Origin of the sequence: Pseudomonas sp. Bout1 (assembly GCF_034314165.1) — a bacterium.
Lineage (GTDB): Bacteria > Pseudomonadota > Gammaproteobacteria > Pseudomonadales > Pseudomonadaceae > Aquipseudomonas.
Window position 1 is genome coordinate 736,584 of the sequence record NZ_JAVIWK010000001.1, and the last position, 21,527, is coordinate 758,110.

The following is a 21,527-nucleotide window of genomic DNA, read 5'->3' on the forward strand; positions in this document are numbered from 1 at the left end:
TTGTGATGCCGCAGTACCAGCGCCATAGGCGCAAAGGAGAAGTCATTATGTTCCTTGATCTTATTCGCATGGGTTTCATCAAAGTCCAGATTTTTTTCTACTCCAAAGAGGGCGCGTCGGGTATTGAATACGCGCTTGTTGCCGCGATGGTTGCTGTTGCGCTGGCGGCCTTTATTACCCCCATCCGTACTGCGGTGACAAACGTATTTACGACGATCCAGGCGGCCATTCATACCTGATGGTGTCACTCGCGCAAACACGTGCAGGTCCCGCTGAATGATCTATTGCGCCTCGGGCATTTCTCCATGAACTCCTCTTTGTCTCCCCGGCAACAAATCCTTTTGGTGGACGATGAAGAGGACGCCCTCATTGAACTGGCCGAGTCGCTGGAGAATGAGGGCTTTGTCTGTTTCACCGCCACCTCGGTCACCTTCGCGTTGCAGGAGCTGACCCTGCACCCCGATATCGCCCTCGTTATCACCGACCTGCGCATGCCTGAGGAAAGCGGTATTTCCCTGATCAAGCGCCTGCGCGAACACACCGCTCGCCAGCACTTGCCGGTGATCGTCATGTCTGGCCATGCCGAGATGGATGATGTGAGCGACATGTTGCGTTTGCAGGTGCTGGACCTGTTTCGCAAGCCGATCTATCTGGTGCGCTTGATCGACACCCTCAACAGCCTGTTTCCCGTGCCGAAAGTCAGGCTGATGTAGGGTTCAAAGCTGGTAGCTGAAACTCAACGTATACCGCGGCCGCCGATTGAAGCTGTCCAGGGCGATGTCCGACATTGGCTTGGCCGCTTCCAGAGCAATGTTGTAGTACTTGTTATCCCCAAAACGCAGGCCCACGGCCGCCGATGACATGTTATTGCCCTTGACCGGCAACGCGTTGAACCAGGTCTTGGCCTTGTCCAGTACCACGTACGGTTGCAGGATTTTTACCCATTCGCCACTGCGGTTGAAGCTGTAGTTAACCTCATACGCCACGCCCCAGCCCTTGTCGCCCGAGCCCTGGTCATCGGGGTAGCCACGTCCGAAATTCTGCCCACCGAACGTTGCACGTTCGCTGTCGGGCAGGGTGTCGTTGCTCCAGTAAAACGCTGCCGATGCCACGCCTTGCCAGTTGTCGAAGAACTTGTCGCTCTGCACGCCCGAAAGGCGCAGGCGGAAGAAGTCGATATCCGGTTTTATACCTTCCAGGTCGCTGCGGGTCTTGGCGCCCAGGCCGTCGATGCCTTGGTACAGGCCGGCGCTGAGGATGCGCAATTGGCGCGTGTCGGACTTGCGCCAGTCGCCTTCAAACGCCAACGCGCGCAGGTTGGTTTCCAGGTCAAAACGCTGGGGAAAACCCACCAGTTGATAGCGGGTGGTCTGGTCCACGGCATAGAGCCGGGTACCCAGGGTCAGCGACTCGGTGGGGGAGGCGATCAGCGGGTGGCTGAGGCCAATGGAGTAGCGGTCAATTTGCTGGTGGGGCTTGAGTTCGAAGCCGCCGTCCAACTGAATATTGCTGCGTGGGTCGGCGCGATAGCGCTCGGCGTTGACCACCAGTTGGGTGCCCTCGGCATTGACGAACTGGCTATAGCCGAGGCGGTAGTAGTGCTCCTTGTCTTCGCCCGGCGGGAACAGGCCGCTGATGCTCAGTTGCTCACCCATGGAGGTCTGGGAGTTGCTGGTGCCGGTGATCAGGGCCTGCAGGCCGCCACGGCTGTCATCCGTCATGCTCATGCTGCTGGTGAAGGGTTTGCGCGAGGCCTGAATCTGCATGTGCGTGCCGCCATCGGTGGTGCCTGGCGGCGGTACTTGCGCCTGCAGCGTCACACCCGGTATGCGCCCCATCAGCGTGGTGTAGCGTTCGAAGGTCTTGCGGGTCAGTGGGCGCTCGGCCAGCAGCTTGGCCGCCAGTTTGTCGACGTAGGCCGAGACGGAGCCGATGTCGCCCTGCAGGTTGTAATCCTTGATGTAGCCTTCCACGAGTATCACGTGTACCAGGCCGTTTTCGAAGCGCTGGTCGGGCAGGTAGGCGTAGGACAACAAGTAGCCGTCCTGCTGGTAGCGGCGTGTGATACCACGGGTGGCTTCGATCAGTTGCGCGACGGTGGTTTCATGGCCAATCAACGGTTCGAAAACCTGGGCCGCATCCTTGAGTGGGTAGATCGTGCCGCCGTCGATTTGCAGCTTGCGGATGATCACCTTGGTCTCCATCAACAGCGGCTGGCCCTGGGTGGCGGCCGGCTCGGGCAACTGGGTCTGGGGCGTGACCGGGCGGTAGGCATCGGCGGGAAGATTGGGCACCGGCAAGTTGCGAATGGTGTCGTTGCTATTGAGGAAGCTGGGCAGGGTCTCGGCCTGGACACAAGCGGCAATGAGGGTTAGCAAAAACAACGGCGTCGAGGCGCGCATAGGACACTCCATGGTCAAACTGCAGCAGCGTTTCGCGGGTTCCCGCCGGGTTCTGGGCCACGGTTCGAGACGGCCTGTCAGGGGCCAATAAAAAGACGAGAGACTCATCGGAATCTCTCGTCTCAACCAAGCGTAGGCGCTGTAGGGGAGGCCGTCTAATGGCCAGGTGCAATTCTATTTTTTGCCGGTCAGCCCGCCGAGCAAGCCTCCCAGGCCGCCACCGGTGTTGGTGTTTGCAGTGCCTCCAGCAGATGCGCTGGCACCCAGGTTTAACCCGCCGAGCAGGCCGCCGCTACCGCCGGTTGCAGTACCGCCGGTAACCAGCCCACCCACTGAGCCCACGGTGCCGCCGACTGTATTGAGCGTACCGCCCAGGGCATTGGTGATCGGGTTGGCATTCGCCGCTGTCAGGGTGGTACCTATGCTGCTGACTGCCCCGCCGACCTGAGTCACCAGACCGTTGACGGGGCCGCCGATACCGGTGCTGGTGCCGATGTTTTGCGTCAGGCCGGCAACACCCGTGGTGACGGGGTTGAGTGCTGCACCGACGTTGGTCGCCAGGGTGCCTACTGGCGCAGTGGCGCCGGTGTTGGCTACGCCATTGCCGCCAATCAACGTGCCGAGGGAAGCCACGGTGTTGCCCACAGAGCCGCCTGCGATGCCCGCTGCACTGACGGTGCCATTGGTGTTGCCGATATTCAGGCCGTTACCGACGTTGGCGACGAGGCCGCCGACGAGTTCAGGCAGGCCCGATTGTGGGGTCGTGGTTGCCGGGTTGACGTAGCCGCTCGACTTGTCGAGGGTGGTGCCGACGCCGGTCAATACGCCACCGACGACAGCCCCCAGCGGGTTGCCTGTGCCGCCGGCGCTGGCCACTTGGCCACCCAGGGCTGTGACTGTGGAACCGACTTTATCCAGTACGCCACCGACCGGGTTGCCCAGGCCTGTCTTGTTGCCGAGGTTGCCGGTGGTGTTTTCCAACAGGGAAACCACTGGCACCAATACGCTTTTGCCTACCGTATTGGTCGCGCTGCCCAAAGGTCCGGTAGTGCTGGCAGTGCTCAAGGTGTCGCCGAGCATGGTGACCGCCTGGCCAACCTGATCAACCAGGCCGCCGGCTGCGCCGCCGACACCACCGGTCAAGCCACCGACCACGGGAATGCCGCCCAATGTGGTGCCCAGGGACTTGCCGGTATTGGATACGCCGGTGCCCAGGTCGGCCACGCCGTCGGCTACACCGGCAACGGTGGTGCCCAAGGCGTTGCTGTTGGTGCCCAGGGTACCCAGGCCGTTGGTCAAGCCGGTGCCAATACTAGTGACGGCAGTGCCCGTCGCAGTGACCAGCCCGCCGGCGGTAGTGCCGACAATTGGAACGGTGTTCAGGGTTGTGCCCAAGTCACCCACGGCGGTGCCGACATTGCCGACTACACCGCCCACGGCGCCCACTACCTGACCGGTGACGAGGGGAGTGGTCGAACCCGTGCCGCCACCTGTGCCACCGCCAGTACCACCACCTGTGCCGCCTCCGGTACCACCACCTGTGCCACCGCCAGTACCACCGCCAGTACCACCACCTGTGCCGCCTCCGGTACCACCACCTGTGCCACCGCCAGTACCACCACCTGTGCCACCTCCGGTACCGCCGCCAGTACCACCACCTGTACCACCACCGGTACCTCCGTCAGTGCCACCACCTGTGCCGCCGCCGGTACCTCCACCAGTGCCGCCATCGGTACCACCGCCAGTACCACCACCCGCGCCGCTGCCGGCATCCGGAGAAGACGCCGCGACGCTAGTGTGATGGCCACCACCACCGCTGCTGCAGCCTCCGAGGCTTACTGCCAGAATCAGGGCCAGCGCGGTACTTGCTTTCCACAACACGACTTGAGTTTTCATGATTGAGTTCCTTGCACCTGGTACAGCCTTTGTTGTTATCGAAGTTCGCTGTTTCTAGGGGCAGCGATACATTCGTCCGTTATGGCCATAACAAACCCGAGTGCCTTTTAGCGCAACGCTCAACTTGGTATTAACGATTTATATACAGGCCGGTTTAGCCCGCTTAGTGACTAATACCAAGGGTATATCCGCAGGCGGTGTGGCAGAATTGACGCTTTATAAATCAAGGTGTTGATAAACTTAGCGGGCTATCAATAGCCCGCTATAACTTAGGGTGTATATATACAATTGATCAGTAAGCAGGCTGCCAGCGCCCCGTCATATGTTCAATGTCTGCGGCGCCTTTTAGTTGCAACTCACCGCGGGGGCCGGCGGCACTCGCCAATAAGATAACTTCGCCCGGCAAGCGCACCGGCTTTTTAAACTCGACGTCTATCTGGAGGTTGGCTGCCGGCAAATGTTCACTCAGCGCGGCCAGTGTGTGCGCCTTGTTCCACAGGCCATGGGCGATGGCCTGTGGGAAGCCAAACAACTTGGCGGTCATCGCGCTCAAATGAATCGGGTTGTAGTCGCCAGACACTCGGGCGTAGCGGCTGCCAATATCGGCGGGGGCTTTCCAGCGCGCCAACTCGCTGACACCCGTAGCGGCTTGCAGGGTGTTATCCACCGCCACCCCCTCGAGTTTTACGCCGCGACAGAGCATTCGGCTTTCGGCTTCCCACAGCGGCCCCAATGAGTCCTCGACCGTGGTCACAATATCGAAAGTTGCCCCTTTGGCGTGTGGCTGCAAGTTTTGCGCGTAGACACCGACCATCAGGTCACTCACACCGCCCAGCGGGCGCAGGATACGGATGCGGTTGCTCAGGTGGATCAAGCCCAGCAGCGGGAATGGAAATTCCTTGCTGGTGAGCAATTGCATCTGCAGGCCGAATGCCAGGATATGTGGGTAGGTTGCCGGCAGCACCGGGCTTTCGGCAAACCCGCAGACCTTGCGATATGCCGCCACCTCCTTGGGGTTGACGCTGACCCGGCAGCGCAGCCCGTGCTCAGGCAATGTGGTGCCGGTAATCTTGCGCTTGAGCGCCGCACGCCAATACAGCGGCGGTAGAAACGGGGTGCTGCCTAATGTCTGCCACTGCATGCTTACGCTCCCAATAGACTTTGCCCACACACCCGTAACGCTTGGCCGCTGACGGCGCCCGAGCCCGGCTGGCCGAGCCATGCCACCGCTTCGGCGACGTCCTGGGGCAGGCCACCCTGGCCCAGCGAACTCATGCGGCGGCCGGCCTCACGCAAGGCGAACGGAATATGCGCGGTCATCTGGGTTTCGATAAAGCCTGGGGCCACCGCATTGATGCTGATCCCGCGTTCCCCCAGCAACGGTGCCCAGGCCTGCGCCAGGCCGATCAACCCGGCCTTGCTCGCGGCGTAATTGGTTTGCCCGCGGTTGCCCGCGATGCCGCTGATGGACGCCAGCAACACCACGCGGCCATTGTCGTGCAGGTTGCCGCTGTCCAGCAGGGCCTTGGTCAGCACTTGCGGCGCGTTGAGGTTGACGGCCAATACCGCGTCCCAGTATTCCGGTGTCATGTTGGCCAGGGTCTTGTCGCGGGTGATGCCGGCGTTGTGCACGACGATGTCGATGCCGTCCGGCAGGTGTTCGATCAACTGGGCTGCGGCGTCCTCGGCGCAGATATCCAGGGCGATGCTGCGAGCGCCCAAGCGTGCAGCCAGGGCATCGAGGTCGGCCTTGGCGGGTGGGACGTCCAACAGAATCACCTCGGCACCATCACGGGCCAGGGTTTCTGCGATCGAGGCGCCGATACCGCGAGCGGCACCGGTCACCAGCGCCTTGCGCCCGGCGAGAGGGCGGGTCCAATCCTCGACGTGGGTGGCACAGGCGTTCAGGCGAATCACCTGCCCTGAGATGTACGCGCTTTTTGGCGAGAGGAAGAAGCGCAACGCACCTTCCAGCTGGTCGTCGGCACCTTCGCCCACATACAGCAATTGCAGGACGCCGCCGCTGCGCAGTTCTTTTGCCAACGACCGGCTGAAGCCTTCAAGGGCACGCTGGGCGCTGGCGGCAAACGGGTCGCTGAGGCTTTCCGGGGCGCGGCCAAGGATCACCAGGTGCGCGCTGTGATCGAGATTTTTCAGCAGCGGCTGAAAGAATTCCCGCAGCTGCTTGAGTTGATCGGTGTGCTGCAGTTGGCTGGCATCGAACACCACGGCCTTGAGCTTGGGCCCGTGGCCGGGAATCCAGGGCGTGGCCGTCGACGGTTCGGTACCGTAGCTATAGATAGCGTCGGTCAGCCTGTTGGCGAACGCCAGAATATTGGTCGCCAGCGGGCCGCCGCCGATCAGCAGCGCGCCCTCCACGGGACGCAGGCGCCCGGCCTGCCAGCGTTCCAGGCGTACCGGTGACGGCAGGCCAATGGCGGCGACCAGGCGATGGCCGAGGCTGGAGTTGGCGAAGTCGATATAACGGTCAGACATGGAACGCTCTCCGAGTGCTGGGGTTCAAACGGTGGACCATCGTTAGGTGAAAGTCGTTCGATTGAGCCTAGGCTAGTCTCACAGACTCACCCACAACCTTCAGGGAGCTTTCCATGACTCAATTGCGCCGTGTAGCGATCATTGGCGGTAACCGCATCCCCTTCGCCCGCTCCAATGGCCCTTACGCCACGGCGAGTAACCAGGCGATGTTGACCGCCGCCCTGGAAGGCCTGATCGAACGCTACAACCTGCACGGCCTGCGCATGGGCGAGGTGGCCGCCGGGGCGGTGCTCAAGCACTCCCGGGACTTCAACCTGACCCGCGAGTGCGTGCTGGGCTCGCGCCTGTCGCCGCAAACCCCGGCCTACGACATTCAGCAGGCCTGCGGCACGGGGTTGGAAGCGGCGTTGCTGGTGGCGAACAAAATTGCCTTGGGGCAGATCGAATGCGCGATTGCCGGTGGCGTCGACACCACGTCCGACGCGCCCATCGGGGTGAATGAAGGGCTGCGCAAAATCCTCCTGCAAGCCAATCGCAGTAAATCCATGGCGGATAAATTAAAAGTCTTGTTACAACTTCGTCCCCGTCACCTCAAGCCGGAACTGCCACGCAACGGCGAACCGCGCACCGGTTTGTCCATGGGCCAGCATTGCGAATTGATGGCCCAGACTTGGCAGATCCCCCGCGCCGAGCAGGATCAACTGGCGCTGGAAAGCCACCAGAAAATGGCCGCGTCCTACGCCGAAGGCTGGCATAACGATTTGCTCACACCCTTCCTTGGCCTGACCCGCGACAACAACCTGCGCCCCGACCTGACCCTGGAAAAGCTCGCCAGCCTCAAGCCCGCCTTTGAGCGCAGCGAAAAGGGCACCCTCACCGCCGGCAATTCGACGCCGCTGACCGATGGCGCCTCTTTGGTGCTGCTGGGCAGTGAAGCCTGGGCCAAAGAGCGCGGTTTGCCGATTCTTGCGTACCTGCGCGATGGCGAGGCGGCCGCGGTGGATTTCGTCAACGGTGCCGAAGGTCTGTTGATGGCGCCGGTGTACGCCGTGCCGCGCTTGCTGGCCCGGAATGGCCTGACGCTGCAGGACTTCGATTACTACGAGATTCACGAAGCCTTCGCCGCCCAAGTGTTGTGCACGCTGAAGGCCTGGGAAGACCCGCAATACTGCAAGACCCGCCTGGGGCTGGACGCGCCGCTGGGCTCCATCGACCGCAGCCGGCTGAACGTCAAGGGCAGCTCATTGGCGGCCGGCCATCCGTTTGCCGCCACTGGAGGGCGTATCGTCGCCAACCTGGCCAAGCTGCTGGATGCGGCGGGCAAGGGCCGGGGCCTGATCTCGATCTGCGCCGCCGGGGGCCAGGGCGTCACCGCGATTATTGAGCGCTGATCTCGGCTATGATCGGGCCGCCGGTCAATTTGGCATATTGGATGCATTCTTAAGCGGTCAAAGGTCGGTACCCTCTCCCCGCGGCGAGAGGATTGCCGTATAACGAGTGCCATACGCGTGTTTGGTAATAAAGGACCCACAATAAAAGCTGATGAAGACTCCTAAACGCATTGAACCCCTGATCGAGGACGGTCTGGTCGACGAGGTGCTGCGCCCACTCATGAGTGGTAAAGAAGCAGCTGTTTACGTGGTGCGCTGCGGCAACGAGTTACGTTGCGCCAAGGTCTACAAGGAGGCGAATAAACGAAGTTTTCGTCAGGCGTCCGAATACCAGGAAGGCCGCAAGGTCCGCAACAGCCGCCAGGCCCGGGCCATGGCCAAGGGCTCCAAGTTCGGCAAGAAAGAAACCGAAGACGCCTGGCAGAACGCCGAGGTAGCGGCGCTGTTTCGCCTGGCCGGTGCGGGCGTTCGCGTGCCCAAGCCGTACGACTTCCTTGAAGGCGTGCTGCTGATGGAACTGGTGGCGGATGAATACGGTGATGCTGCGCCACGTCTCAACGACGTGACGCTGGACCCGGACCAGGCCCGCGAATACCACGCCTTCCTGATTACCCAGATCGTGCTGATGTTGTGTACCGGCCTGGTGCACGGTGACCTTTCCGAGTTCAACGTGCTGCTGACGCCGACGGGCCCGGTGATCATCGACCTGCCCCAGGCGGTGGATGCCGCGGGCAACAACCACGCGTTCACCATGCTGGAACGGGATGTGGGCAACATGGCTTCCTATTTCGGGCGTTTTGCCCCGGAATTGAAGAAGACCAAGTACGCCAAGGAGATGTGGGCGCTTTACGAAGCCGGCACTCTGCACCCGGCCAGCGTCTTGACTGGCGAGTTCGACGAGCCGGAAGAGTTGGCTGACGTGGGCGGTGTTATCCGCGAAATCGAAGCGGCGCGGCTTGATGAAGAGCGTCGCCAGGCGATTCGTGCGGCAGACGATGCACCTGCGAGCAAGGCATCGGAAGAACCTCCACCGCCGCCCTGGATGCAGTGATCCAATAACCGGAAAGGATCCCGGTCCATGTGGGAGCTGGCTTGCCAGCGATAGCATCACCTCGGTTTGGCTCACAGACCGAGGTGCCTGCATCGCAGGCAAGCCAGCTCCCACATTTGTTTTGTGCAGTCAGTAAAGTCTGGTCAGGCGCAACAACTGCCCGAGGCCAACTCCTTGAGAATCGGGCAGTCTGGCCGATGGTCACCCTGGCAGTGTTCCACCAGGTCCTGCAACGTATCGCGCAATTGCCCCAGCTCGCGGATCTTCTGGTTCAGCTCATCGATATGCTGGCGGGCCAGCGCCTTGACGTCGGCACTCGCGCGTCCCCGGTCCTGCCAGAGGGTCAGCAGTTTGCCGACTTCCTCAAGGGAAAACCCCAAGTCCCGCGAACGCTTGATAAACGCCAGTGTGTGCAAGTCGTCGGCGCCATAAATACGGTAGCCGCTGTCGGTACGATGAGCCGCTTTCAACAAGCCGATGGACTCGTAATAACGAATCATCTTGGCGCTCAGGCCGCTTTGGCGTGCTGCTTGGCCGATGTTCATGGACGCTTGTCCTCCAGGTCCTTGGGCTTCCAGGTTTTCAACAGCAGCGCATTACTTACCACGCTGACGCTGGACAGGGCCATGGCTGCGCCGGCCATCACGGGATTAAGCAGACCGAACGCGGCCAGCGGAATCCCGATCAAGTTATACACAAAGGCCCAGAACAGGTTCTGTCGAATTTTAGCGTAGGTCTTGCGGCTGATTTCCAGGGCTGCGGGCACCAGGCGTGGGTCGCCGCGCATCAGGGTGATGCCGGCCGCGTGCATCGCCACGTCGGTGCCGCCGCCCATGGCGATGCCAATGTCGGCTGCCGCCAGGGCCGGTGCGTCGTTGATGCCGTCGCCGACCATCGCCACCACGCCGGTCTTTTTCAGCTCGGCGACGGTGGCGGCCTTGTCGGCGGGCAGCACCTCGGCGTGCACGTCGTCGATCCCCAGGGCTTCGGCTACCACGCGGGCACTGCCACGGTTATCGCCGGTCAGCAGGTGGCTGCTGATATGCCTGGCCTTAAGTTGTTGTATCGCTTGCAGGGCGCCCGGTTTGAGTGTGTCACCGAAGGCAAACAAACCCAGCACCCGGGGTTGCGGGGCTTGTTCGATCAGCCAGGACAAGGTGCGGCCTTCGGCTTCCCAGGCGCTGGCCGAGTTGGCGAGGTCGCCGGTGCTCAAGCCGGTTTCTTCCAGCAGGCGGCGGTTACCCAAAGCCAGTTGCCGACCGTCGAGCGTGCCCGCTATGCCACGCCCGGTCAGGGACTGGCTGGCGCTGACGTCGGCCACGTTCAGGCCTTGCTCGGCGCAGGCATCCAGCACCGCCTTGGCCAGCGGGTGTTCACTGCCGCGTTGCAACGCACCGGCCTGTTGCAGCAGGGCCGCTTCGTTGCCATCGACAGCCGCCAGGTGTGCGATTTTCGGCGCGCCGGAGGTCAGGGTGCCGGTCTTGTCGAACACCACGGCGCTGACTTCATGGGCGCGTTCCAGGGCTTCGGCATCCTTGATCAAAATCCCGTGGCGGGCGGCGACGCCGGTGCCGGCCATGATGGCGGTGGGTGTGGCCAGGCCAAGGGCGCAAGGGCAGGCGATCACCAATACGGTGACGGCGTTGATCAGCGCGACTTCCAGCGGTGCGCCATACAACCACCAGCCCACCAGCGTGGCCAAGGCCAACACCAGCACCACCGGCACGAACACCTGGCTGACTTTATCCACCAGTTTCTGGATCGGGGCCTTGGCGGCCTGGGCGTCTTCCACCAGGCGGATGATCCGCGCCAATACGCTTTCCGCGCCGAGGGCCAGGGTGCGTACCAGCAGCCGGCCTTCGCCGTTGATGGCGCCGCCGGTGACCGCGTCGCCAGGCTGTTTGGGCACCGGCAGGCTTTCACCGCTGATCAGCGCTTCGTCGGCGTGGCTTTGGCCCTCCACCACTTCACCGTCCACCGGGAAGCGTTCGCCGGGTTTGACCAGCACCAGGTCATTGAGCTTGAGGGCGGTGATGGCAACGTCTTGCTCGCGGCCATCGATCACTTGAATCGCCCGCTCCGGGCGCAAGGCTTCCAGGGCGCGGATGGCGCTGGCGGTCTGGCGCTTGGCGCGGCTTTCCAGGTATTTGCCCAGCAGCACCAGGGCGATCACCACGGCCGAGGCTTCGAAGTACAGATGCGGCAGGGTGCCGGCGGATGCGGTAAGCCATTCATAGATACTCAGGCCGTAACCGGCGCTGGTGCCGATGGCTACCAGCAGGTCCATATTCCCGGCCCCGGCGCGCACGGCTTTCCAGGCGGCGATATAGAAGCGTGCACCGAAGATGAATTGCACAGGGGTGGCCAGCGCAAACTGAACCCAGGCCGGCAGCATCCAGTGCAGGCCGAACGGTTGCACCAGCATTGGCAGCACCAACGGAGCGGCGAGAAGAATCGCCAGCAAAAGCGCCCAGCGTTCATGGCTCAGGCGTTGTTCCTGGCTGGCTTGGGTAGCGGTTTCGCTTTGGGGCAGGGTGGCGGTGTAGCCGGCCTTGTCGACGGCGGCGATCAGGACGCTGGGGTCCATTTGGCCGAGCACTTCAATGTGGGCGCGTTCGTTGGCCAGGTTGACGCTGACGCTTTGCACCCCGGGCACTTTGCCCAGTGCCCGTTCAACCCGCCCGGCGCAGCTGGCGCAGGTCATGCCGCCGATCGGCAGGTCGAAGGTGGTGGATCCGTTCATGGGCAGTACTCCAGGAGAGATTGCCCCTAGGATCAACCTTGACCTGTGGGGAAGGTCAAGGCGCTTTTTACTGTAGGAGCGAGGGGGACGCCTAGTTCTTGCTCGCGAAAAGCTTGAGGGCGCCGCGTTTATTCAGGATGAACGCGTTATCGTTGACGTTTTTCGCGAGCAAGCTCGCTCCTACAGGTTTTCGGGGCTTAGTACTCCAGTGCTGCCGGCTTCAGGTACATCCCGTCCGGCCCTTGCGCGATGCGCAACTTGCGCACGTCACCGGCCTTCAAGGTGATGTTTTGCGCCGGTGGCGCGAGCATGCCCGGCAAGCAGCCTTGGGACTGGCCCGGCAATAACTTCAGGCGCAATGACACATTCCCCGCCGGCAAATTAAACGAGGTGGCCTGCTCCTGGAACAGCCGCCCGGCCAACTGGTCCTGGATGTACAGGCCGATCTCGCAGTTGGTCGGTACTTCGAGGCGCTCCCGGGAAATGATCAGCACCGCGTAATCTTGGTCCGCGCTGGCCGGTGGCACAGCAGCAAACAAGCCCATCAGGCTGACAATGCCAAAAAACGACCAGCGCATGGCGAATTCTCCGAGGTTCACATCGTGGATAGCTGCAGCTTGGCCGAGGCCGCGAATGAATGCCAGCCCGGCCGATGTTTTCAGAACTTGACCTTGCCATCGTGGCAAGGTCAAAACTGCGGGCAACCTCATCAAAGGAGTCATGTCATGCAAGTATTCAGCGTTGAAGGAATGACCTGTGGCCACTGCGTTCGCGCAGTGACCCAGGCGGTGCAGGCCATGGACCCGGCGGCCAGCGTGCGCGTCGACCTCGCGGCCAAGGAAGTCGGCGTGGAAAGCAGCCTGCTGTCGCCGGCGCAGGTGATCAACTTGATCAGTGAAGAAGGCTACAGCGTCAAGCTCGCCTGAGTGTTTGAATAGTTAGCGAGCTAACTTAATGTTCAAGGCACCCATGCCCGGCTAAACTGTCGGGCTGCCGACTCTCCTGGGTGCCTGATGAACCTTCGTATAATTCTTATTTTAGGGGCCTTGAGCGCGTTCGCGCCGTTGGCCATCGATTTCTACCTGCCGGGTTTCCCAGCCATGGCCGTGGCATTCGGCACCGACGAAAAACATATTCAGCTGACCTTGGCCGTGTACTTTACGGGCCTTGCAATCGGCCAGTTGATCTATGGCCCGTTAGCCGACCGTTTCGGGCGACGCGGGCCGCTGCTCAGCGGCGTCACCCTGTTTACCCTCGCTTCCTTCGCCTGCGCGTACGCGCCTTCGCTGGAGTGGCTGATCGGCGCACGTTTCGTCCAGGCCCTGGGCGGTTGCGCGGGCATGGTGATCTCCCGGGCGGTGGTCAGCGATAAGTGCGACGCGGTGGGCTCGGCCAAGGTGTTTTCGCAACTGATGCTGGTCACCGGGCTGGCGCCGATCCTTGCGCCGCTGGCGGGCGGGGTGATGGTTGGCATATGGGGTTGGCAGTCGATATTCCTGGCACTGACGGCCTTTAGTGTGATGGCGGCCATCGCGGTGGCGGTTGGCCTGCCGGAAAGTTTCCCCGCCCATCAACCGCGTCAGCCACTGTCGGGTGCACTGCGCCAGTACGGCCGGTTGTTGTCGGACCGGGTTTACCTGGGCTATGCCCTGACCGGCGGCATCTCGATTGCCGGCATGTTTGCCTACATCGCGGGCTCGCCGTTCGTGTTTATCAAGCTATACGGCGTGCCTGCCGAGCACTATGGCTGGGTGTTTGGCTCCAACGCCGCCGGCTTTATCCTGGTGGCACAGGTTAATGCACGCCTGCTGGCCTCCCGCGGCCCGGCGTTTTTGTTGTCGCGCACGGTGTGGGTCTACCTGGCGGCGGGCCTGGCGTTGCTGGCCATTACTGCGCTGCGCACTGACGCTTTGTGGCCGTTGCTGGTGCCGCTGTTTATCTGCATCGCCAGCCTGGGCTGCATTTTGCCCAACACGTCGGCCTGCGCCATGAGTGGGCAGGGTGCACGGGCGGGCAGTGCGTCGGCGTTGCTCGGTTGCATACAGTTTGGGATTGCGGCGGGCGCGGCGTCGTTGGTCGGCGTGTTGCATGATGGCACGGCGATGCCGATGGCAATGGTCATCAGCTTGTGTGGCGTGCTGGCGGTGACGGTCGCGACGCTGACCCGGCGCCAGCAGCGCCAACGGGCACTGCAAGCGGCGGACTGATCAGGGTCAGCCAGCAGAACGCTGCTGGCTTTCGGGGAAGCGGTGCGGCGCCTGGATGCGGGTTTGCAGGGTGTCGGCAAACGCGCGGGCTTCGGCCTCACTGCGGAAGGTAAAGGCATTTTGGTCCAGACGCACCTGCCATTTGTTGCCTTCGGATCTTGCTAGCGCTTTTATCAGGATCTTCATTGCTGACCTCCTCACGTAAAAGATTGCGTGGCAAAGGCGGCCAATATAAACCCGAATACGCTTACAAATATGACAAGGATCAAGTCTCTGACTAGCGGTGTCGTCCGTTACTTACACGAATAACAGACAACACTGACAGAACCCCTGGTTAGAACCCTTCCAGCACGATCTTGCCCTTGGCCTTGCCGCTCTCCAGCAGCTCGTGGGCACGGCGCAGGTTGGCGGCGTTGATCACGCCAAAGTGCTCGCCCACTGTGGTTTTCAGGGTGCCGGCATCGATCAGTTCGGCCACGCGATTGAGCAGGTTGTGCTGTTCGATCATGTCGCTGGTTTCGAACATCGAGCGGGTGTACATGAACTCCCAGTGCAGCGACAGGCTCTTGCGCTTGAGTTTGCTCACGTCCAGCGTCTTGGGGTCATCGATCAGCGCCAGTTTGCCCTGGGGAATCAGTGCTTCCACCAGTTGGTCCAGGTGCTGGTCGGTCTGGGTCAGGCTGGCGACATAGCTCACCTGCGGATGGCCGGCGTTTTTCAACTCATCGCTCAACGGTTTGCTGTGGTCGATCACCAGGTCGGCGCCCAGGTCCTTGGCCCACGCTTGGGTTTCAGGGCGGGAGGCGGTGCCGATGACTTTCAGGCCGGTGAGCTGTTTCGCCAGTTGGGTCAGGATCGATCCCACACCGCCGGACGCACCGACGATCAGCAGGCTCTGGCCTTCATCGGTCTTGCCTTCGCGCACTTGCAGGCGTTCGAACAGCAATTCCCAGGCGGTGATGGCGGTCAGTGGCAGTGCTGCAGCGTCGGCGAAGCCCAGGGTTTTTGGCATATGGCCGACGATGCGCTCATCCACGGTGTGCAGTTCGCTGTTGCCACCGGGGCGTACCAGGGAGCCGGCGTAAAATACCTTGTCGCCGACCTTGAACAGGCTGACTTCGCTGCCCACGGCCTTGACCACACCGGCCACGTCCCAGCCCAGCACTTTGGCTGCACCGTTTTCCGGGGCGACGTTCTGGCGCACCTTGGTGTCGACCGGGTTCACCGAGATGGCTTTGACTTCCACCAGCAGGTCGCGGGGCCCGGCGACCGGTTCTGGCAGTTCGATGTCTTGCAGGGATTTTGGATCGTTGATGGGCAATGCAGCGTAGTAGGCGATGGCTTTCATGATGGTTTCCAAAAAGGGTTCAGGGGTCAGGCAAGAAACTTCAGGCGCTTGAGGTCGAAATGCTCGATCACGTCGGCAGCCTTGGCGCGGAAATTCTGGATGTGGGCGCTCTGGTCGTGGTCGGCCAGGGCATCGTCGTCACTCCAGCGTTCGAGCATGTAGAAGGTCTCGGGGTGTTGCAGGTCCTGGTGCAGATCGTACTGCTGGCAGCCGGCTTCGACGCGAGTCGGTTCCAGCAGCTCGCGCAGCAGGGTTTCCAGCGTGGCTTGTTGGCCGGGCTTGGCGATCAGCGTGGCGATGACGTTAAAGGCAGCGGACATATTCGACTCCAGACACGTGATGAACGGGATGGACAGATGATTGGCTATTTCTCTGCAAGATAAAACCCGCTAAAAGAGCAGTCTCTTTCAATATTTTTTTGATAATAGGCGGTCAGCGTGCTGCGCTTTGATGACTTGCAGTTGTTTGTGCGTGCGGCAGACCTGGGCAGCCTATCGGCGGCGGCGCGGGTCATGGACATGTCGGCGGCGGTGGCCAGCGCGGCGTTGAAGCGCATCGAGCAGCAACTGGGCGCGCGGCTGTTGGCGCGCTCCACCCGCAGCCTGCGCCTGACGGCCGAGGGTGAAGGCTTCCTGGAGTACGCGCGGGCCGCCTTGAGCAGCCTGGATGAAGGCCGGCGGTTATTGGCCAGTGGCCAGGATCAGGTCAGCGGGGTGTTGCAACTGTCGGCACCGTCGGACTTTGGCCGCAACCAGTTGCTGCCCTGGCTGGATGAGTTTCAGCGTGACTACCCCGGCCTGAGCGTGCGCCTGCTGTTGGGCGACCGGATTGCCGACCTGTTCCGCCAGCCGGTGGACATCGCCCTGCGCTATGGCGAACCCGAAGACTCCAGCCTGATCGCGCTGCCCATCGCCCCGGACAACTACCGCGTGCTCTGCGCCGCTCCCAGCTACCTCGCGCGGCATGGCGAACCTCGTCATCTGGAGCAACTGACCCAGCACAATTGCCTGCTGTACATGCTCGGCAGCCGGGTGCACGACCATTGGGGCTTCAACGACGGCAAACGTGACGTCAGCCTGACAGTGACCGGCGACCGCTTCAGTGACGACGCCGATGTGGTGCGACGCTGGGCGGTGGCCGGGGTGGGTATTGCCTACAAGTCCTGGCTGGATGTCAGCTCCGATGTGCTGGCGGGCCGCCTGCGCCTGATCCTGCCGGAGCTGCGGGGCGAGCGTACGCCGCTCAACCTGTTGTGCGCTCATCGCGCGCAGTTGAGCAAACCGATCAATCTGCTGCGGGAAATGCTCGTCGCCCGTTGTGCGACATTGACTGCGCAGTTGCCGGAGCGATCAACCTCTACACCATAACCCCGGGAATATCGGGAAATTTCCTTCAGCCCCTGTCCTTGGTTGCGCTGTAAGACGGCACGGAACCGGGCGTTTTCACGCTTATACTTTTGCGCCAACCGCAGCAGACGAATGATTCAACAGGGAGTGAATGAGCACATGGAACAGGCACCTTGTATCAGCCAGATCGCCACCTTGCTGGCCGACCCGAAACGTACCGCGATGGTGTGGGCGTTGATGGACGGCTCGGCCAAACCTTCCAATGAACTGGCAGCACTTGCCGGGTTGTCAGCGGCCTCGGCGAATGCTCATCTGACGCGATTGACGGCCGGTGGCCTGCTGCGCGTCGAAGCCCGTAGCGGCAAACGCTTCTTTCGGGTGGCCGCCGCCGACGTAGCGGCCGCCGTGGATGCCCTGGCCTGCACCACCATGGCCAGCGTCGCCCGCAGCACGCCTACCCATTCCCAGTCATTGATTGCGCCTGCCGCATTACGGCGGGCCAGGCTTTGTCATGGGCATTTAGGTGGCGAACTGGCGGCGGGGTTATATCAACGGATGATGGCGGCCGGGTGGTTGGAGCGCCCGGAGCAACGCACGGAAGTGACGCCCTTTGGTGCGCGCAAATTCGCAGGGCTGGGGATCTTCACTCAGGCACTGGCTCGGCCGATCGTGTGCGATTGTTTTGACTGGAGCGAACAGCAGCCGCACCTGGGCGGTGCATTGGGGGCCGCGCTGTTGCAGCTGTGCATGCAGTCGAGCTGGGTCAGTGTGATCAATGAGTCCCAGGCGTTGCAGGTCAGTGAAACCGGGCAACTGGAAATTGCCCGGCTTGCTGCAACCGGTGATTAAGGCTTGACCAACCGTGCGTCCAGGCTGTTTTGCGCCAGGCGTTTGGCCTGGTCCTGGGTCATGCCCAGGGAGGTGTACAGCGCATGGAAGTTCTCGGTGACATAGCCGCCGAAGTACGCCGGGTCATCCGAGTTCACCGTCACCTTAACGCCACGCTCAAGCATGTCGAGGATGTTGTGCTGGGACATGTCGTCGAACACGCACAGCTTGGTGTTGGACAGCGGGCACACTGTCAGTGGGATCTGCTCGTCGATGATCCGTTGCATCAGGCGTTCGTCTTCAATGGCACGCACGCCATGGTCGATACGCTGGATCTTCAGCAGGTCGATGGCTTCCCAGATGTACTCCGGTGGGCCTTCTTCGCCGGCGTGGGCGACGGTCAGGAAGCCTTCATGACGGGCACGATCGAACACGCGCTGGAACTTGCTCGGCGGGTGGCCCATCTCCGAACTGTCCAGCCCCACGGCAACAAACGCGTCACGGAACGGCAGCGCCTGGTCGAGGGTTTTCTCGGCTTCCTCCTGGCTCAGGTGGCGCAGGAAGCTCAGGATCAAACCGCTGGTGATGCCCAGTTGCTGCTCGCCGTCTTTCAAGGCGGCAGCGATGCCATTGAGCACTACTTCGAACGGCACGCCACGGTCGGTGTGGGTTTGCGGGTCGAAGAACGGTTCGGTGTGGATCACGTTCTGCGCCTTGCAGCGCAGCAGGTAGGCCCAGGTCAGGTCGTAGAAGTCCTGTGAGGTGCGCAGTACATCGGCGCCCTTGTAGTAGAGGTCGAGAAACTCTTGCAGGTTGTTGAAGGCGTAAGCCTTGCGCAGGGTTTCGACGTCGTTCCAGGGCAGCGCGATTTTGTTGCGTTCGGCCAGGGCGAACAGCAGTTCAGGCTCCAGCGAGCCTTCCAGGTGCAGGTGCAATTCAGCCTTGGGCAGGGCGTTGAGCCAATCGTACATTTATAAATTCTCATCAGGTGCAATGGCGGCATTCTACAGGCGCACGCCGAAATAATCGGCAAAACCTGACCAAGCGGTGAGTATCCGCAGGCGTCGTGCAAGCGGTACGTGAACTAAGGTGTAACGAAACGTTAGCTGCGCGGTGCAGTCTGTACCCCATCAATGACTGATTTGCCGCGTATAAAAGGCCTGCAATGCTCACCTCTATCAAGCAAGAAAAATTCATGCTGTTGGCGCTGATTGCCGCCATCGCCGCCTACCCGCTGGAGCACTGGATGCTGCACAGCGGGCAGATGGTGGCGCTGCTGGGCGGCATTGCGCTGATCGGCTTTATCGTCGTGGCCTCGATGCGCGTGGCGCACCATGCCGAGCAATTGGCGGAAAAGGTCGGCGACCCCTACGGCACCATGATCCTGACCCTCGCCGCGGTGCTGGTGGAGGTGGTGATTCTGGCGATCATGATGAGTAACGAGCCGTCACCGACCCTGGTGCGCGACACCATTTACTCTGCGGTAATGCTCGACATCAACGGCATCCTCGGCCTGGCTGCGCTGATGGGCGGGATCAAGCATGGCGAGCAGTCCTACAACGATGATTCGGCAAGGACCTACAGCGTGATGATCCTTACCGCCATGGGTGTGTCGATGGTGGTGCCGGAATTTATCCCCGAAGCCGACTGGAAAATTTACTCGGCCTTCACCATCGGCGCGATGGTGGTGCTCTACACCCTGTTCCTGCGGATGCAGGTTGGGCCCCACAGTTATTTCTTCAGCTATAGCTACCCGGAAAAACGTCGCAAGAAACAGCCAGAAGAAGAATCGCCGCCGATCAACCTGGCGTTCTCCATCGCCACCCTGGTGTTTGGTGTGGTTGTGATTGGCGCGTTGGCCGAGGTGATGTCCAAGACCCTCGACCTCGGCCTGGAAGGCACCGGCGCTCCGCCGGTAATCACCGCGATCATCGTGGCCGCGATTTCCGCCGCCCCGGAGATTTTGACCGCGTTGCGCGCGGCGCTGGCCAACCGCATGCAGTCAGTGGTGAACATTGCGCTGGGTGCGTCGCTGTCGACGGTGATTCTGACGGTGCCGGTGATGGAGGCCATGGCCTTGTACACCGGCCAACCGTTTCAGATGGCGATGACGCCGGTGCAAACCGTGATGGTGTTTATCACGTTGATTGTCAGCGCGATCAACCTCAACGATGGCGAAACCAACGCCATCGAAGGAATGACCCATTTTGTGTTGTTTGCGACGTTTATCATGTTGTCGCTGCTTGGACTGTAACCAATTTTGGGTACACCGCTGATCAAATGTGGGAGCTGGCTTGCCTGCGATAGCATCACCTCGGCGCGACTGAAAGACCGAGGCGCCTGCATCGCGGGCAAGCCCGGCTCCCACATTTGATCTGGGCTTGGCTTAAATCCCGCTTATCAGCGCACGTGCCGCCTGGCTGTGATCGGCGATCAAGCCTTTCAGATCCAGGCCTTCGACCTGCCCGTCGATCACCCGCCATTTGCCGCCGACCATTACCCGGTCGGCCCGGTCGGCGCCGCACAGCAGCAGTGCCGAGATCGGATCGTGGCTGCCGGAGAAGCGCAGCTCATCAAGCTTGAACAGCGCCAGGTCGGCCTGTTTACCTACGGCCAGTTCGCCGATATCGCTGCGGCCCAGTAACTGCGCCGAACCTTTGGTAGCCCAACCCAGCACCCGTTCCGGGGTGATCTTCTCTGCCCCGTACCGCAGGCGCTGGATGTACAGGGCCTGGCGCGTTTCCAGGATCATGTTCGAGGCATCATTGGACGCCGAACCGTCCACGCCCAGGCCAATCGGTGCGCCGGCAGCGAGCAGGTCCAGCGTTGGGCATATCCCGGAAGCCAGGCGCATGTTGGAACTCGGGCAATGGCAGACTCCGGTGCCGGCGGCGCCGAGGCGTGTGATTTCTTCCGGGTTGAAGTGAATGCCATGGGCCAGCCACGTGCGCGGGCCGAGCCAGCCGACGCTGTCGAGGTAATCCACGGTGCGCAGGCCGAAGCGTTGCAGGCAGAAGTCTTCTTCGTCGAGGGTTTCTGCCAGATGGGTATGCAGGCGCACGTCGAGGTGGTTGGCCAGTTCGGCGCTGGCTTCCATGATTTCCGGGGTCACGGAAAACGGTGAGCACGGCGCCAGGGCGATCTGGATTTGCGCGCCGTCGCCGCGCTCGTGGTACTGGCGGATCAGGCGGCGGCTGTCTTCCAGAATTACTTCGCCTTGTTGCACGGTTTGCTGCGGTGGCAGCCCGCCGTCGGCCTCGCCCAGGCTCATGGAGCCGCGGGTTAGCATGGCGCGCATGCCCAGTTCGCGCACGCTGTCGACTTGTATGTCGATCGCGTTTTCAAGGCCTTCCGGGAACAGGTAGTGGTGGTCCGCTGCGGTGGTGCAGCCTGAGAGCAGCAATTCCGCGAGGGCGACTTTAGACGCGAGGGCGAGTTTTTCCGGGGTCAGTCGTGCCCAGACCGGGTACAGGGTCTTGAGCCACGGGAATAACGGCTGGTTAACCACCGGTGCCCAGGCGCGGGTCAGGGTTTGATAGAAGTGATGGTGGGTGTTGATCAGCCCCGGAAGCACCACATGCTGGCGCGCATCGAAAATATTTGCGCAGGGCACGGCAGGTTCTCGGCCCCAGCCCAGCACTTCGGTGATCACACCGTCTTGCAGCACCAGGCCACCACGGGCGTCGAGGCCATTGGCGGTGAAAATCGCGAGGGGGTTTTTTAACCAGATACGGGTCGCAGGCATTGGCCGGCTCCTCTGAATGATGGGTTCAGGTTTGCCAGCTCAGTGTTGCCCTGTCTGCTGATCCAGGGTCGCCG

At 61.8% G+C, this 21,527-nt stretch carries 21 protein-coding genes; 9 read left to right on the plus strand and 12 right to left on the minus strand.

Annotated elements, in window-relative coordinates; genetic code table 11:
* The first annotated feature begins 47 nt into the window (after positions 1-47).
* A complete protein-coding gene (locus RGV33_RS03220; protein ID WP_322143085.1) occupies positions 48-239 on the plus strand; it encodes a Flp family type IVb pilin in 192 nt (63 codons plus the stop codon).
* 66 nt (positions 240-305) lie between these two features.
* Positions 306-713, plus strand: a complete 408-nt coding sequence (locus tag RGV33_RS03225; RefSeq protein WP_322143086.1) for a response regulator — start codon at positions 306-308, stop codon at positions 711-713.
* A gap of 3 nt (positions 714-716) precedes the next feature.
* Here RGV33_RS03225 and RGV33_RS03230 read toward each other — a convergent pair whose 3' ends face one another.
* From RGV33_RS03230 to RGV33_RS03245, 4 genes are all read right to left on the minus strand, one after another.
* On the minus strand, positions 717-2,402 hold the full coding sequence (locus RGV33_RS03230; protein WP_322143087.1) for a ShlB/FhaC/HecB family hemolysin secretion/activation protein: 1,686 nt from the start codon (positions 2,400-2,402) through the stop codon (positions 717-719).
* A 174-nt stretch (positions 2,403-2,576) separates the two neighbouring features.
* Complete coding sequence (locus RGV33_RS03235; RefSeq protein WP_322143088.1) at positions 2,577-4,298, minus strand: collagen-like triple helix repeat-containing protein; 1,722 nt, start codon at positions 4,296-4,298, stop codon at positions 2,577-2,579.
* A 292-nt stretch (positions 4,299-4,590) separates the two neighbouring features.
* Positions 4,591-5,439 carry a MaoC family dehydratase gene (locus RGV33_RS03240; RefSeq protein ID WP_322143089.1) on the minus strand — a complete coding sequence of 283 codons (849 nt, stop codon included), beginning with the start codon at positions 5,437-5,439 and terminating at the stop codon, positions 4,591-4,593.
* A 2-nt stretch (positions 5,440-5,441) separates the two neighbouring features.
* On the minus strand, positions 5,442-6,794 hold the full coding sequence (locus RGV33_RS03245; RefSeq protein ID WP_322143090.1) for a 3-oxoacyl-ACP reductase: 1,353 nt from the start codon (positions 6,792-6,794) through the stop codon (positions 5,442-5,444).
* Positions 6,795-6,907: 113 nt separating this feature from the next.
* Here RGV33_RS03245 and RGV33_RS03250 point away from each other — a divergent pair, with 113 nt between their 5' ends.
* Both RGV33_RS03250 and RGV33_RS03255 read left to right on the plus strand, forming a co-directional pair.
* Positions 6,908-8,185, plus strand: a complete 1,278-nt coding sequence (locus RGV33_RS03250; RefSeq protein ID WP_322143091.1) for an acetyl-CoA C-acetyltransferase — start codon at positions 6,908-6,910, stop codon at positions 8,183-8,185.
* Between the two features lie 151 nt (positions 8,186-8,336).
* A complete protein-coding gene (locus tag RGV33_RS03255) occupies positions 8,337-9,236 on the plus strand; it encodes a PA4780 family RIO1-like protein kinase (protein WP_322143092.1) in 900 nt (299 codons plus the stop codon).
* 143 nt (positions 9,237-9,379) lie between these two features.
* On the opposite strand, the gene cueR is transcribed toward RGV33_RS03255, so the two are convergent.
* The 3 genes from cueR to RGV33_RS03270 form a co-directional block, all read right to left on the minus strand.
* Positions 9,380-9,781 (minus strand): Cu(I)-responsive transcriptional regulator, encoded by a 402-nt coding sequence (cueR, locus tag RGV33_RS03260; RefSeq protein WP_076017943.1) that lies wholly within the window; start codon positions 9,779-9,781, stop codon positions 9,380-9,382.
* Positions 9,778-11,979, minus strand: a complete 2,202-nt coding sequence (locus tag RGV33_RS03265) for a heavy metal translocating P-type ATPase (protein ID WP_322143093.1) — start codon at positions 11,977-11,979, stop codon at positions 9,778-9,780. Before RGV33_RS03265 ends, cueR begins: the two co-directional genes overlap by 4 nt.
* Positions 11,980-12,176: 197 nt before the next feature.
* On the minus strand, positions 12,177-12,557 hold the full coding sequence (locus RGV33_RS03270) for a hypothetical protein (protein WP_322143094.1): 381 nt from the start codon (positions 12,555-12,557) through the stop codon (positions 12,177-12,179).
* Positions 12,558-12,704: 147 nt separating this feature from the next.
* Here RGV33_RS03270 and RGV33_RS03275 point away from each other — a divergent pair, with 147 nt between their 5' ends.
* Positions 12,705-12,905 carry a heavy-metal-associated domain-containing protein gene (locus RGV33_RS03275; protein WP_322143095.1) on the plus strand — a complete coding sequence of 67 codons (201 nt, stop codon included), beginning with the start codon at positions 12,705-12,707 and terminating at the stop codon, positions 12,903-12,905.
* 87 nt (positions 12,906-12,992) lie between these two features.
* On the plus strand, positions 12,993-14,186 hold the full coding sequence (locus RGV33_RS03280; RefSeq protein WP_322143096.1) for a multidrug effflux MFS transporter: 1,194 nt from the start codon (positions 12,993-12,995) through the stop codon (positions 14,184-14,186).
* A 6-nt stretch (positions 14,187-14,192) separates the two neighbouring features.
* Here the strand turns inward: RGV33_RS03280 and RGV33_RS03285 are convergent, their stop codons facing one another.
* The 3 genes from RGV33_RS03285 to RGV33_RS03295 form a co-directional block, all read right to left on the minus strand.
* Complete coding sequence (locus RGV33_RS03285; protein ID WP_003211153.1) at positions 14,193-14,372, minus strand: hypothetical protein; 180 nt, start codon at positions 14,370-14,372, stop codon at positions 14,193-14,195.
* Between the two features lie 148 nt (positions 14,373-14,520).
* Positions 14,521-15,534 (minus strand): zinc-binding alcohol dehydrogenase family protein, encoded by a 1,014-nt coding sequence (locus tag RGV33_RS03290; RefSeq protein ID WP_322143097.1) that lies wholly within the window; start codon positions 15,532-15,534, stop codon positions 14,521-14,523.
* 26 nt (positions 15,535-15,560) lie between these two features.
* Positions 15,561-15,854: a putative quinol monooxygenase gene (locus RGV33_RS03295; protein WP_322143098.1), complete on the minus strand. Its 294-nt coding sequence runs from the start codon at positions 15,852-15,854 to the stop codon at positions 15,561-15,563.
* A 117-nt stretch (positions 15,855-15,971) separates the two neighbouring features.
* Between RGV33_RS03295 and RGV33_RS03300 the strand changes: the two genes are divergently transcribed.
* Positions 15,972-16,901, plus strand: a complete 930-nt coding sequence (locus tag RGV33_RS03300; RefSeq protein WP_322143099.1) for a LysR family transcriptional regulator — start codon at positions 15,972-15,974, stop codon at positions 16,899-16,901.
* Positions 16,902-17,039: 138 nt separating this feature from the next.
* Entirely contained in the window at positions 17,040-17,729 is a 690-nt protein-coding gene (locus RGV33_RS03305; protein WP_322143100.1) for a helix-turn-helix transcriptional regulator, read from the plus strand.
* Here the strand turns inward: RGV33_RS03305 and RGV33_RS03310 are convergent.
* Positions 17,726-18,679 (minus strand): adenosine deaminase, encoded by a 954-nt coding sequence (locus RGV33_RS03310; protein ID WP_088424684.1) that lies wholly within the window; start codon positions 18,677-18,679, stop codon positions 17,726-17,728. The two genes, RGV33_RS03305 and RGV33_RS03310, sit on opposite strands and share 4 nt — an antisense overlap.
* Positions 18,680-18,873: 194 nt before the next feature.
* Here RGV33_RS03310 and RGV33_RS03315 point away from each other — a divergent pair, with 194 nt between their 5' ends.
* A complete protein-coding gene (locus tag RGV33_RS03315) occupies positions 18,874-19,962 on the plus strand; it encodes a calcium:proton antiporter (RefSeq protein WP_322143101.1) in 1,089 nt (362 codons plus the stop codon).
* A 132-nt stretch (positions 19,963-20,094) separates the two neighbouring features.
* Here the strand turns inward: RGV33_RS03315 and RGV33_RS03320 are convergent, their stop codons facing one another.
* Positions 20,095-21,453 carry an 8-oxoguanine deaminase gene (locus RGV33_RS03320; RefSeq protein WP_322143102.1) on the minus strand — a complete coding sequence of 453 codons (1,359 nt, stop codon included), beginning with the start codon at positions 21,451-21,453 and terminating at the stop codon, positions 20,095-20,097.
* Between the last annotated feature and the right edge of the window lie 74 nt (positions 21,454-21,527).